General features: G+C 49.6%; 9 protein-coding genes. 7 read left to right on the top strand and 2 right to left on the bottom strand.

The window, feature by feature from the left end; translation table 11 throughout:
- Window positions 1-92: 92 nt before the first annotated feature.
- The 4 genes from ASG89_RS34470 to ASG89_RS34455 all read left to right on the top strand — a co-directional run bounded on the left by ASG89_RS34470 (window position 93) and on the right by ASG89_RS34455 (window position 8715).
- Entirely contained in the window at window positions 93-1700 is a 1608-nt protein-coding gene (locus ASG89_RS34470; RefSeq protein ID WP_057315859.1) for an S-layer homology domain-containing protein, read from the top strand.
- A gap of 1 nt (window position 1701) precedes the next feature.
- The gene (locus ASG89_RS34465; RefSeq protein ID WP_057315858.1) at window positions 1702-6093 is read left to right on the top strand and encodes a family 16 glycoside hydrolase; all 4392 of its coding nucleotides are present in this window, start codon (window positions 1702-1704) and stop codon (window positions 6091-6093) included.
- Window positions 6094-6255: 162 nt separating this feature from the next.
- A complete protein-coding gene (locus ASG89_RS34460) occupies window positions 6256-7686 on the top strand; it encodes a hypothetical protein (protein WP_057315857.1) in 1431 nt (476 codons plus the stop codon).
- A gap of 246 nt (window positions 7687-7932) precedes the next feature.
- Window positions 7933-8715 carry an alpha/beta hydrolase gene (locus tag ASG89_RS34455; protein WP_057315856.1) on the top strand — a complete coding sequence of 261 codons (783 nt, stop codon included), beginning with the start codon at window positions 7933-7935 and terminating at the stop codon, window positions 8713-8715.
- Window positions 8716-8808: 93 nt separating this feature from the next.
- Here ASG89_RS34455 and ASG89_RS34450 read toward each other — a convergent pair whose 3' ends face one another.
- Window positions 8809-9636, bottom strand: a complete 828-nt coding sequence (locus tag ASG89_RS34450; RefSeq protein ID WP_057315855.1) for a helix-turn-helix transcriptional regulator — start codon at window positions 9634-9636, stop codon at window positions 8809-8811.
- A 120-nt stretch (window positions 9637-9756) separates the two neighbouring features.
- Here ASG89_RS34450 and ASG89_RS34445 point away from each other — a divergent pair, with 120 nt between their 5' ends.
- The gene (locus tag ASG89_RS34445) at window positions 9757-10605 is read left to right on the top strand and encodes an NAD-dependent epimerase/dehydratase family protein (RefSeq protein WP_057315854.1); all 849 of its coding nucleotides are present in this window, start codon (window positions 9757-9759) and stop codon (window positions 10603-10605) included.
- Between the two features lie 144 nt (window positions 10606-10749).
- On the opposite strand, the gene ASG89_RS34440 is transcribed toward ASG89_RS34445, so the two are convergent.
- Window positions 10750-11175, bottom strand: coding sequence for an SRPBCC family protein (locus ASG89_RS34440; protein WP_057315853.1), 426 nt, complete (start codon window positions 11173-11175; stop codon window positions 10750-10752).
- A gap of 311 nt (window positions 11176-11486) precedes the next feature.
- Between ASG89_RS34440 and ASG89_RS34435 the strand changes: the two genes are divergently transcribed.
- Together ASG89_RS34435 and ASG89_RS34430 are read left to right on the top strand one after the other, a co-directional pair.
- Entirely contained in the window at window positions 11487-14105 is a 2619-nt protein-coding gene (locus tag ASG89_RS34435; RefSeq protein ID WP_057315852.1) for an Ig-like domain-containing protein, read from the top strand.
- Window positions 14083-14508, top strand: coding sequence for an S-layer homology domain-containing protein (locus tag ASG89_RS34430; protein WP_162259759.1), 426 nt, complete (start codon window positions 14083-14085; stop codon window positions 14506-14508). Before ASG89_RS34435 ends, ASG89_RS34430 begins: the two co-directional genes overlap by 23 nt.
- Window positions 14509-14530: the final 22 nt, after the last annotated feature.

The raw sequence follows: 14530 nt of genomic DNA, 5'->3' as shown, positions 1-14530 counted from the left end.
GTGAGAAGTCCCAATAAGGACTCACTCGCGTTTTAGTAAGCGCTTCCTTGTATTATATCTGACTATTTCAATAGGAACAGGAGGTAATAAAGGTGTTGATAAAACGATTAACAAGCATGTTAGTGCTAATAGTGTTGCTCTTCACGGCAAACATTGTCGATGCAGCTGAGTCGTCAACGAGCCTTGCTGCGATTGGACAGAAAAAGCAGGGTGAATCGTTGACGATACAAGGAACAACGAGCTTGCAGGAGGTCATCGTTCAGGTTCTGCGACCCAGTCAAACGCTGTTGGAAATGGACCAACTGACGAAGGCGGAGCTGCTCGCGGGGAAGACCTTCACATTGCCGACGGATGCACCACTTGGGAGCTATACGGTGAAGGTTGGTTCCGGGAGCGATGTGAGTGAGGCAACGTTCGTCGTCGTTGCAAGCGGGGGCGGTGATCCAGATCCGGGGACAGACCCAGGGACAGATCCGGGGACAGACCCAGGGACAGATACGGATACTCCGGCAAAGCCTGACGGAATCGGCGAGCTAGCGCTTCAAGCTGTGGGCAAGCCTGACGCAGCGGGATTAGCGAAAGTGGCTGTGACACTGGAAGCGCTAGACCAAGCCTTCGCGAACGTGCAGGGCGCTGCTTCATCCATGCTGACGCTGGACGTGCAGAAAGTCGAAGGGGCATTCGCCTATGAAACGACCCTTCCAGCTGCTGCCTTTACCGCAGGAGGCATGGTACGACAGCTGACGCTTCAAACCGAGTTCGGCTCGTTAACTTTGCCGAGCAACATGTTTACGCAAGAGGATATGGCAGGGACAGCGAGTGTGTCCATCACATTGCGTCATGTCGAGGCAGATGGCTTGTCGGAGCAAGCGAAGGCTGCAATTGGCAATCGGCCCATTGTGGACATCCATGTGAAGCTTGACGGTCAACCAGTGCCCTGGGCTAATGACCATACACCAGTCAGCGTGTCGATCCCGTACCAACCTACATTAACGGAGCGGAATCAACCTGATAACATCACGGTTTGGTATCTCAATGAGAAGGGAATACCCGTACCTGTAACGAGCGGCAAATACGACGAGAGATCAGGGATGGTGACGTTTAGCACCACACATTTTAGCCAATATGCCGTCGTCTATGTGACGAAGACATTTGGAGATATCGCCAAATTCCCATGGGCTCAGAAGCAGATAGAGGCTCTAGCTGCCAAAGGGATCATAGCAGGAACTTCGGAGCAGGCGTTTTCTCCGGCGACCTCGATCAAACGGGCTGACTTTGTCCTCCTTCTTGTGCGGACGCTAGGAATGACGGCGCCGGCTGGGGAAAGCTTCGCAGATGTAAACGCCAGCGATTATTTTCATGATGCGGTACAGACAGCAAGAACGCTTGGCATTACACAAGGCTTTGGAGATAACCAGTTCAAGCCGAACCAAACCATTTCCAGGCAGGAAATGATGACGTTGACGGCGAGAGCGCTGACCATCGCTGGTAAGCTTACGCCTGCCAGATCTGGCGCCAATTTGGCCGCGTTCAAGGACGCAGCTGATGTAGCGAGCTATGCTGCGGAGAGCATCCAAGCGCTGATTCAGCAAGGGATCATCGAAGGCAGCGATGGTTTGCTGCAACCGTTGGCTAGTACGAGCAGAGCGGAAACAGCCGTTATGTTGTACCGGATTTATCATAGATCGGGAGGTATGTAGGATGGGATTATTGAAAAAGCATTATGCTGCGCTGACCGCAGCCCTCATGCTCACTTCAGCTGCCGTTAGCTTTGCCCCGCAATCTGTGCATGCAGCGAGCGTGAATATGGAGGCGGACTATGCCGTCTCGGAAGGGCCGCTCGTGCGAACGGAGCAATTTAACAATACGAATTACACCCCTTTGCCTGTTCATGTCGTGGATGAATTGAAAGGGATTAAGACGAAGGTCGTACGGGATTTTGTCAAAATCAACTGGTATTACAATAAAGATAGTGCGAACAGTGACTACCTAGCCTACTCCATCGACGATGCGCGGAATGCGACGAATCCAGATTTGCTGAGCGCACGCAAAGAAACGTATGATTTCATGTCCCAATTCTCCGATTCCCTCCTTATCTCCCTAGCTTATTCCTATGGCGGCGATGCGAATCCGGAGAAGAACCGTTTGATCGCGGGTGAAACCACGATGAATTGGATTGAATTTGATAAGGCGATGAAGAAAATTATTTATACCCTGAAGGAAAAAAATCCAGAGCTAGAATACATCGAGGTCGGCAACGAACCGAACTTGGAGCCAGCATTTTATGGACATACCAAGGAAGATATTCCCGGTTATATGCGCATGTATCAAGGCATGTCGGAAGCTGTGAAATGGGTCAACACACAAGGATTAACTGGCCAATCCGTTAAGGTTGGTGGACCCGTTTTATCTGGCTATAATTTTGACAAGCAGAAGCAGTTCGTTGATATCGCCTATGCCAATGGGTACCAAGTGGATTTCGTTTCGTGGCATCGCTATCAAGAGGATGTGCGAATGAATGAGACGCAGGAAATTCAGATGAAGACCTATCTGCATCAGTTTTATCCGAATGCCACCACCATCGTGAGTGAATACGGTTGGAAAGGCGGCGGAGGCTTAAGCGATGCGACGAACAATGTTGGCCTTGCCAAACAAGCGGCTTTCATGACCGATTCGGCCTATTTCTATGCGCGTGGAGGCACCGACATTCCGATGAACTGGGTGGCGGTGCATACGCTCAACGCGTATTTCAAAAACCAATTCGATGTCGACTACGCGTTAAGTAACGGGGATACAACGAATTGGCAATCTTTTACCAATAGTGATCCGAGATCCTTGCAGTATTTGAACTTACGCGGTTGGCGTGAGTCCGCTTCGACTTCGAAGCCGATGAAAATCAAAGAGATTCGCTTCTTTGACAGCAGTAATAATCCGATTCAGATACCGAATGTAATCAATGATCCCAGTATTGCAGCTGTAACAGACAATGACGATGCAACACAATTTACGCAATCCGACTATTGGACGTGGTTGAAGTTTGACTTAGGCGCGAATGCGCCAGCGATCGCAAGAGTGGATATCAAATGGGGGAACACGGACATCAACACGTTCCAACTCATTGGGACGAGCGATAAGCTGAAATATTACGAGGTGCTCGGTCATACCTTTTTCACACCTTATTTCAACACAATGCGCATGCTTGCTCAGTTGGGAGATATGCGCGTAAAAGCTACCGGCGGCAGCACGGACATCTATGGTATACGGATGTTAGCTACAAAGAATAGCGATACGAAGGCTACGATGATGGTTTGGAACAAGCAAGGTGACGGCGCAGCATCCGCCAATGTGGATATTAGCGTGAAAAATTTACCAGCGGGCTTCCAAGGAAAAAGCGTGCGCTACAAAAAGCTGCTTGTTGATGAGTCCCATAGTAATCATGCCTATAACAAGATAGATGACCTGCAAATGGTCGATGAAGGGATCGTCAATCTCACCGACACGATCGTGCTAAGCCAAACGCTGGAGAAAAACGCGGTCATGCTTATCGAGCTGGAAGCCGTGGATCCGAGCATCAAAAATATCGTGTCCGCAGGTAAAACAGTGACGTTATCACCCGGCATGACAGGCGGGGCCAACCTTGTGGATGGCCATGATACGACTGCAGCCGTCTCTGCCACCAACACGTATCCGCAAACAGTGACTGTCGATCTAGGCAAGTCCTACCAGCTTGCGGGGATGGGCATCGATTGGACGAATAGCGCTTCAAGAGGATATACCTTTAAAATCGAGACCAGCCTAGACGGCGTCAACTTTACACTAGCCTCGGATATGACATTCAGTTCGAACCCGGCCTACGTGCCGCCTCTAGGAAATAGCTTGGCATGGTTCACGGGGAAAGCACGTTACGTCAAATTAACGGTAACAGGCTCCACGTACGATGGCCCGCTATCGATCAATGAAGTGAAATTATTTGCAGATGGAATGTACAAAAATGGGTTCGAATCGGTCGCCGATCGGGATACTTCCGCTTGGACGATGATAGGGTATAGCAGCGCCTCTACGCCATGGACATTCGCAACTGACAGCGTGACGAACAACACTTACGCGATTCCGGAAAATACGTACGGCACGACACCGAGTTTTGCCATCCTTGGGGAAGACTTAAAGGACTATGGGGTCGAAGCCCGTGTTAAAGTGGCGAATAGCAGCTACACGGGTCAAGTACAGATGGGGTTGCTGGCAAGAGCGGGTACCTATAATAATCAGTATTATTTTAAATTAATGAGAACGAGTACGACCAATCAAGCTATTCTGGAAAAACGCATCAACGGAACGACGACGGTTCTTGCGACGGTTGATTTGCCGACAGCGATTGATTCGTCGAAATGGTATAAGCTCAATTTGGAAACGATCGGTACGACATTGAAAGGCTATGTGGATGGTCAACTTGTAATTGAAACGACAGATACAAGCCGTGCGAGTGGCAAATTTGGCTTACGCAGTCATGACGCTTTAGCGAGCTTTGATGATGTGCGGGTATATCCGATCGTACCGATGCTTGGCAGTATCAAAGTAGATGGCGTGACGATCAACGGATTTGATCCTAAAATCAACAGCTACACGGTGCTTGTGCCATCTTCGACAAGTACGGTGACGGTCACAGGTTCAGCCTATGGAACAGGCAGCATCTCCGTCTCGCCAGCTTCTGGGCAAGTGACGTTTGATGCGGTAGGGCAAGAGAAAATCTACACGATGGCTGCCCTATCCAGTGAAGGGAATGGCGCGAATTATTATTCGCTTAGGTTGAAGCAGGCGAGCTCCGATGCGACGCTAAGCAGCTTGAGGCTGTCCATGGTGACCGATCCACTGACAGCGCCAGGTCAGAAGCTGCCAGCCATGAGTATTGCACTCATCCCAGGGCAAACGAATTATTCGATTCACGTACCTTCCAGGACGAATTATGTCAAAGTCGTCGAGGCTGTACCTACTGCGAGCAATGTGGCAACAGCGCAGATCTCAGATGGCGTTATGGTGAATGGAACGGGTACCGCGATGGTGACGGTTACCTCGGAAGCCGGTACAACAATGGTATACACGCTGAATTTGGTAGCAAATGCCGCAGCGCCGACAGGGGCGGTGCTATACCAAGAGGATTTTGAAAATGGCAGCTACAATTCGGATCTTTCTGTCGGGTGGAACAATGGGGCTACACCGAATGCTGCCTCCTCGCATTTGCGGGTCGTGGATGAGGAGCAAGGCAAGGTGCTTGAGAAATATACGACGACGAGTACGGCCTTCACCGTAGGCCAAAGCGCATGGACGAATTACGATGTACGGGCAAGGGTCAAAGCGCAGGTCGGAACGTCACTGCCAGGTGTGATCGCGCGGGCTTCCGATGATGCGAAGAACTTCTATATGCTGCGTATTCATAATGGTACCAATGGGTTAGCCGGCGGCAGTACGGGCTATGTAGCTTTGGGCCGGATGGTAAATGGCAGCTTGAAAGAGTTGGACAGCAAGAAAATTCCGTATCCCTACATCGCTGGGAATTGGTATCAATTGAGGCTGGTCGTAGATGGCGACCATATCAAGGGCTATGTCGACGATAACCTCATTTTCGATGAAATCGATAATGGTGCTTTGTTTTCCTCGAATCCACCCCCACTAACGCAAGGGAAAGCGGGTATCCGTGTCGCCAACCAAGCAGCTAGAATCGACGATTTTCTGGTGACTGAATTGACAGATGACGTCGTTGTCGTACCGCCGGTTGATACGCCATTACCTTTTTCAATAGAAGGTCAATTGAACAGAAGTCATGGTCTTCACGCGAGTGTACTTGTTAACCGTACTGCAGGTGCACCTGATCATTCGGGAACGGAAGTGGTCTTTTTCCAACTGCTCAAAGGCACAACACCTGTTGCCTATGTCGCGATGGAAAGTGAAATTGGGGCGGGAAATCGTGTAGTCGGACATTTCGATGTAGCGGACCCCGAGAATTTGGGCTATCACGTTCATGCTTTCGTAGTTGGTTCATGGGATCTCCTGAACGAAAGCATGCCGCTTTCGCTATCGAATAAGCTGGACATTGAATAAATGAAATAGACAGGCTGTAATCCGACTATGGTGTCGTGATTGCGGCCTGTTTCTGATGAAAGTCGAGATATGACTATAGACGACAATGTTTGAATCCGCTTACAATTACGTTGTCTTCAGCGGTACGCGCGGCCGAGGGAGCACTAATAGGTGAGGAGTGGTATGCAATTGAACACGAACCGTTCGAGTGTATCGATCAAGGTAGTGATGATGCTGTTTACTGTTGTGATAGGTTTCACCTGCTTACCGATTAACGTCCCGATTGCCGCAGCGGCCGATACGATTACCCTTACGAAAGGGACGACATACCAAGCGATCGATGGTTTTGGAGCAGCGGCGAATAAGCCCGTGTACGACTTGCAGCACAATATGAGCACGGTGAATCAAGGTGCTATTCTGGATAAACTGTTTCTCAACAGCGGCTCTAATGCTGGACTTACGATGATTCGGTGGGAAATCAATCCCTTCAAGCTAAGTGAAGACCCATCGGGCATTGAGATTTCCTATTGCGGATGGAACAATTGTACAGAAGACTGGAGCACGGATTCGCACCAACGGTGGTTCGCAGACCAGGCGTTGTCGCGTTATAGTGCTATGCAGTTCTATGCCGTTCCATGGAGTCCTCCTTCGTGGATGAAAGACACAGCTACAGTGAAGGGCGGCCATTTGCTCCCTGCTCGCTATACAGATTATGCCAACTATGTAGCGAGGTGGGTCCAGAAATATCGCGGTGATTTCGGCTACAACGTCAAGTGGTTAAGCATTCAAAATGAACCTGATTATGAGAATCCACTATGGGCGACTGCACGGTATTACAACGCAGAAATGGACAGTATCATCGGTAACGTTGATAGCGCTCTGACCAGTAAAGGGATTAGGTCACAGGTTAAATTAACGTCTCCTGAGGCAACATCGGAGAATGTGGCAATGAATTTCCTGAACAATATGCCAACGAACAAGAGCCTTGTGGACTATGTAGCCTATCATAATTATGGCAATGACAATAGTACGCTTTATGCGGAAACAAAGCCAAAACTAATGACAGAGTACAATTTCAAAGATGAGACGAATAATCTCTGGAATCCTGGTAATGTGACCTATGATAACCAACAAGCGATCGATCTTGCAGTTCGAATTCATCGTGCTCTGACCACAGGGGGTTCGAACGCGGCCAAAGGGTTCTTGTATTGGTGGAGTGTTGGCAGCAATGAGAGCTTGGCGCAACAGTTGATCAATCTGGATACGAGCGGAGGCACGTATGCAACGAGTAAGGTTCTATACGCAATGGGCAATTTCAGCCGTGTGATGAGACCTGGTTATGTTCGCATTCAAACGGCCTCCAGCAATCCGTCCTTATTAGTTGTGGCAACGAAAATCAACTCAACCAGCAAAGCGCAGCTCGTCGTCATCAACACCTCATCATCCGATATCACAGCTACCGTGAGTGGGTTCAGTACATCCTCAACCGCAGCGTCCAAGCTCAAGACCAGTGCAACGGATAACCTTACTAACATGACAGATGTGACACTCTTAGGGGGATCGTTTACGCAAACTTTTTCAGCCAAATCTGTGTATTCCTTTTCAGAAAAATAAGATCAACAAAAAGGCAGACGTCCTGGGGACGGCTCCCACTTGGGGATATGCTGAACGTTTTTATCCGGGAAGGAAGCAGGGCGGTTGGCGTCGAAATCAATTTGAAAACGTATCCAGATCTACTTAAGCAGTTGTCCATGTGCGTGGAAATGGAATAGTTCAAGCTCGTCTTCTGGGATGCTAATGTGACGGTGTTAGCTGAAGGAGTTATACTACATGCAATAAGTTGATCTGAGGTGAAAGGTTATGCAAGTACACTATGATGTTAGTTATTGCACAGAGATGCCAGAGACGCGTGTTTTGGATTTGTTCCTGCCGGAAGAGAATAAGAATGGCGCTGCTATTCTGTTCATTCATGGCGGCGGATGGGCCAAAGGAGACAAGGGGCAGTTCCGCGATGTTGCAGCTTGGTTCGCGGAGCGCGGCTTCGTATGTGCATCGATGAAGTATCGGCTGAGTACAGAGAAGCCGTATCCCGCCGCCCTGGAGGACGCGAGGCTGGCGATGCAGTATATGCGCATCCACGCGGACGAATTAGGCTTCAATCCGGCGAAGATAGCATCAGCCGGATCGTCGGCCGGCGGCTACTTGGCCGCCATGCTGGCACTGATTCAGCCGGACGACAGGCTTGGGCGGACGGCAGCGTTGGTTATGATGGATACACGTCCGAACGCAGTAGCCCTCTATTGTCCAGTGACGACGCTGCATGTCGATAGGGAGTTCGTCTTGAAGTTTATGGCTATCCCCGAATCGGACGCTCCCGAGCTGTATCGCGAGGGATCGCCGATTGATCGGATATCGGAAGGTGCGCCGCCATTCATCATTATGCAAGGTGATGATGATCAGACGACCCCTTTGGAGGAAGTGCGCGCTTTTGCCGAGAAGCTGATTGAGGCGGGATCACGTGCGGAGGTGGTAGCTCTGCCGGGCGTGAAGCACGGCTTCAGCTATGGAATCATGTCGGACGCGCAGAAACGCTCCATTCAGTCAATTCTAGCTTTCCTGCAAGCTGAGTTCGCACTAGACTGAGGGACGCTCGCTCACCGTGTGCGGTTACGGGTTGATGATACTATTTTAAAAAGAAGAGACTACCGAAGGTTACGCTTCGGTAGTCTCTTTGCTTTAAGTTTTCAATAGATGGTTTAACCGCTCGGCAGTATCAGCCGAAGCCGTATAAATCATTACTTTCATATAGGGGCTATGAGGTGTTTCTAAGGTTACAAGCTCAAACTCCATCTCGCCAATGGAAGGATCCAACCATCGTTTGTGACAGTCAGCAGCTATTTGAACGTCATGAAGCGGCCAATACGCACGGAAAACCTCGCTATTCTGCATAAACTCCTCTATCAGTTCATGGAACCGTTCGTCTTGCGGGAAATGCGCGTAATCTGCACGAAAATGAGCAATCATGACCTGCGCTTTGGCTTCCCAATCCGGATTATTCGTCTGAAGTGACGATGCTGTCAAAAACCTACGCAACCAATTAGGTCGTTGCTCTAATTCCACATCAGTCGCCGGCAGGCGAAACACAATTCGTGCAGCCTGATTCCACATCAGCATATCCCAGTTTCGTCCCAAAATAAAAGCAGGATTCGGTTCAAGCGCCAGCAACATTCGCTCCATACCCATGTTTACCTTGGTAGCAGGTTCCTCTTCTTCGACTTCAGCTATCCTTGCCAGCATATGAAGATGACGCCGCTCATCGACGGATAGTTTCAGTGCGTCTGCTATGCTATCAAGCACCTGAACCGAAGGGTTCACCTCTCGGCCCTGCTCTAAGGAGGTATACCAGGAAGTGCCTATATTAGCAAGATGGGCCACTTCTTCACGTCGCAGTCCAGGTGTACGACGCCGTCCAAATGAAGGTAACCCCACTTCTTCCGGAGTAAGACGCTCTCGGCGTGCCCGCAAAAATTCGCCAAGCGATAAGCTAAAAGAAATCTCTCCCATAGTTGATTCCCCTTATCCTGACACTGCCAAACCTACGATAAACGCAGGAAGGCTTATGATTGTAGTATCTGCAATACTGTAAGTATAGCACCAACAAAACTAAGGGGGTATTCGAATACTATGAATATTTTTGTAACAGGAGCAACAGGGAAAGTAGGAAGCCGCTTTGTACCACGCTTACTGCAGCGCGGTCATAACGTTAGCGTGTTGGTACGGGACGCGACGAAGGCGGGTATGCTGAAGCAGCAAGGTGTCAACGTCATTGAGGGTGATCTTTTGCAGCCGGAAAGCTTTTCTTCCGCGCTTAGAGGTATAGATGTTGTTGTACATCTCGCGGCGCAATTTCGTGGTGTCGATGAATCAACTGCGCGAAAGTCAAATATCGATGCAAGCATCTCTTTAGCGGAGGCTGCTTTGAAGGTGCATGTTCCAAGGTTTGTGTTTGCCAGTACGAATCTCGTATATGGCACTGGGAATACCAGCGGACCGAGCCGAGAGAATGACCCTTTGCAACCTGCGCACCCTTATCCTCAGACCAAAAAAATAGCTGAAGAAGCTTTGCGCAAGCTGCAACGGGAGAAAGGACTTGGACTTCGCATTGTACGACTTGCTTTTGTCTATGGAGAAGGTGATCCTCATATTACCGAATTCTTGCCGATGATGAGTAAATGGCATCCCGCTAAACGACTTCATATGATTCATCATGCAGATGTAAGCCAAGCCTTACTTCTTGCTGCTACCAGCCCAAGTATTGACGGCGGCATCTATAATGTCGCTGATGATTCGCCGATTACCGTAGCAGAGCTGTTTCAGCTTCATCATCAGTCCGAACGGTTAGAGGCAGAGGCCGCACAGCAGCCTTTCAATCCATGGGACATGATCGTCAATACTACTCGCATTAGGGATGAGTTAAACTATCGTCCAATCTACCCCTCGTTTTATACAGCACGAGATGCTGGAGCTTTGTGATTTGATGCTTCTGCATTGCAGTTAGACGATCTCTAGTATGTTGAAGTAAATGGACAGTTTAATGCCATTAATTTTCTTAGCATGAAAAAACCTTCCAAATGGAAGGTTTTTTTACTATTTCAATAGGTATGATTAAATCTAATCTTACTTAGAAATTTCACTATACTTTTTAAAATTATCTAGGAACGCCTGCCAGCCTGCTTGTTGCATCTCAATGGAATGGGTGGTTTCTGCATCAAAAACTTCAATTACCTTAGTATCGTTTTCTTGACGAATAAAAGTGATTTGAACTTTTCTTCCATCGCCCATGGTGTAAGAAATAAATTCATTAGTTCTCACTTCATCATAAACGCCGCCAAGGTCAAATCCAAAGCTTCCATCCTTTGCTTCCAATCTTGTAAGAAATTTGCCGCCTACCCTTAAATCATTTTCGGCATTTGGTGCATGCCAATCATCTGAAGCAAAAGACCATTTCGTAATATGCTGAGGTTCTGTCCAAAATTCCCACACTTTTTCAGCTGGTGCATGTACCGTGGTTTCTACCGTTATTGTTTGATTAACTGATTCCATGCGAACTACCGCCTCACTATATGTATTTTAGATTACCTATAGATAATTATAACATTAAACTAATGATGGTACAGGCAGAAAGTAGAGTAGCGAGTAGAAGCGACAACACTAGAATACTAGGAGCATGATTGAATACACTTTCGTTATCCTTACTAACATGGAAAGCAATGAAGGTTGTGAAGAAGTCAAAAATTTGGAATGGAATGTCATATTAGTGGAATCCACCGGGCGAAATCCTACACTATAATAAAAAACTGGATAGAAAGCGCTTTCTTTCATGGGAAATACGAATATTTGGGGGGATAGGGAATTTGATCAAGAGTTTACGGCAGTTTTTCGCATTCATCCTCATCATAGCGCTCATATGCAGCGCCATTCCGGGGGGTAAGGCTAATGCTTTGGAGAGAAGCGAGGAGCCCGGATTGTTGGCATGGTATAAGCTGGATTCGCCTTTTGAACTTAGCGGCAAAACGGTGGCAGAGGATTCCTCCAGTAAGGGTCAACATTCCATCAGTGCAACAGGCACTTGGGCCGAGGAGGGCGGTGTATATGACGGGGCTTTATCGTTTAATGGCGTCAGCGATCTGATTCAACTGAATGTGGGGTCGACGCCGGCAGGATCGTATCTGAAAGATGCCTTCACCGAGCATTCTGCATCGTTATGGTTTAAAGCTAACGATACGCAAAAGCTGCAGGTGTTGTACGAACGCGGAGGCAATGCGTCCGGTATGGCAATCCAACTGAACGCGAACAAGTTGGAGGCCGCGGTAGTGAGCGGTGGTGTGCGGGGAACCGTGTCTGTTGATTTTACAGATACTACTTCTTGGCACCATGTGATGATTTCTTTCGACAACGGCACGTTCACACTGTACCTGGATGGTAAGGTCGCGGCCACGACGACTACGTCGTTTATTAAAGTGAATAGCGCACTTAACGAAGCTGCCATCGGCGCAAAATTCGCAGTCTACGCATTCGGTGGAGATGACAAGACCGGGGCTTGGTTCAACGGGATGATCGATAATGTGCGTTTGTACAACAGAGCGGTTGCGCCTTCAATCGAAGTGACCGGGGTAAGCTTGAACAAGGCGCGACTGACCACGACGGTCGGCGAATCTGTGTATCTTGCCGCTTCTCCCCAGCCGTCGTTCGCGACGAACCGCAATGTCACGTGGACTTCCAGCGATGAATCCGTCGTGACGATCGCGGTTTATGGTTCAGGACTAGCGGCTATCGAAGGTAAAAAAGCGGGCAGTGCGACCGTTACCGTGACAACGGAGGATGGAAATTATACGGCTGCAAGCGTTGTAACCGTCCTTCCGTTGCGGATCTCCATGCCGCTCGACGATCTAGTGCCTTTAGGGGCTTGGTACAAGCTGGATGCGCCATTCAGTTATAACAGCAAGCAAGTTGCAGCGGATTCCACGGGTAACGGGCATCATTCTGTAAGCGCTATCGGAACTTGGCTGCCGGATGGCGGTGTTGATGGGGGAGCCTTCTCCTTCAATGGATCGACAAGTACCATTCAGCTCAATACGAATACAATGCCTTTCTTGCGGGATGAGTTTGCCGCATTTACCGCAGCAATGTGGTTCAAGCCGGAAGATTTGAACACCAGACAGGTATTGTTCGAGCGCGGGGGCAATGGGGCCGGGCTTGCGATCCAAATTAACGGAGGGAAGCTCGAGGCTGCTGTTGTGAATAACAAGCCTGAGGTCAAACGGCTCATTCTTTCCACAGAACTGACTGGTACGGATGTATGGCATCACGTAGCTGTCTCTTTCGGCAACAGCACATTCAAGCTGTTCCTTGACGGACAATTGGCCAAAGAAACGGGAACGCCTTTTGACAAAGTTTCCGCAGCAGCTAACGAGGGGGCGCTCGGAGCAAGATTCGCCGTTGACGCTTTCGAGGGAGCAGCGACGGGAGCCTACTTCAAAGGGGTTATCGACGATGTCCGCTTATACAATGCTATCGCCGAACCCATCGTAGGCGCGGTCCCTGCACAAAGCGTCCTGCTGGATCGGAATGCAGTCACGCTGGGGAAGGGACTCTCACAAGAGCTTGTTGCAACGGTACTTCCGAAGCATGCGACGAATGCAAATGTGATTTGGACCACCAGTGATGAATCCGTCGCTACGGTTACGCCGAGTGGGGGACTGAAGGCGGTCGTACTGGGGGGGGCAGTAGGAACAGCGACAATCACCGTGAAGACTGTCGATGGGGAATATACGGCATCAAGTGTCGTGACCGTCGAGCAGATCCCGGTTGAGGGGGTAAGTCTTACGCCAGCAGACTTGGAACTGGTAGTGGGAACGACGCAGGTCGTATCACCGATGTTTACCCCGACGAATGCAACAAATCAGAAGGTAAGCTGGGCTTCCGATAAGCCGTCTATCGCAGCGGTTAGCGATTCAGGAGTCGTTACGGCGCTTCAGCCGGGAACGGCAACGATCACTGTAACGACAGAGGACGGGGGCCGGACAGCTTCTGCAGTTGTCGCAGTCAAGGGTATACCGATTGGAGGGATATCTTTGAATCACCCTAATGTCACGCTAGCGGTGTACGGGATGCATCTGTTGTCAACTGCGATTGTGCCTAAGAACGCATCGAATCTTAACGTCATCTGGTCGTCTTCCGATCCATCCGTGGCAACGGTCGATGCGAGCGGCAGAGTGAACGCCGTGGGACCGGGCATCGCGACCATTATAGCTAGAAGCGAGGACGGAGGTTTAACGGCGAGTAGTAAAGTCACTGTCAATACCTTCGCTCTCGAGCCAATCGATAACATGTTCCGTGTCGATTCTGGTTCGGAGCTAGGCAAGAAGGCAACTCTCTACGATGGAACGATCGAGAAGTATAACGGCTACTATTATGCGATGGGAACCGGCACATTGGGTAATGTGTATCGTGCGAAGGATATGGTTGGTTGAAGCAGCTTCCCGCGACACGAACTTCTCGGATGAAGCGGATATCCCGTCTTGGGCGAAGCCGCACATCGTAGCCGCAGTCGAAGCGGGCCTGATTCAAGGTTACGAGGAAGCCGGCACGACTAGCTTCAAAGGCGAGCACACCGTGACGCGGGCGGAAGCAGCTGTGATGACGGCAAGAGCTTTGCAGATCTACGGAAACGGTACAGCAGGTCTGACAAGCAAAGCACCGATCCTGGAAGATGCTTCGGACATTCCGTCCTGGGCGAAACCATCGATCGATAAGGCTCTATCTGCGGGCATCCTGAATGGGTACGAGGATGGCGCTTTCCGTGCGGGCCAAACAACAACGAGAGGCGAAGCAGCTGCTATGATTTACAAATTGCTGGCCGCGTTGGGCATATAGCTTCAAGCACCACCTACAGAGA

It is taken from the genome of Paenibacillus sp. Soil766, from assembly GCF_001428105.1.
Classification (GTDB): domain Bacteria; phylum Bacillota; class Bacilli; order Paenibacillales; family NBRC-103111; genus Paenibacillus_E.
This window is presented reverse-complemented; position numbering and strand designations above follow the sequence as displayed.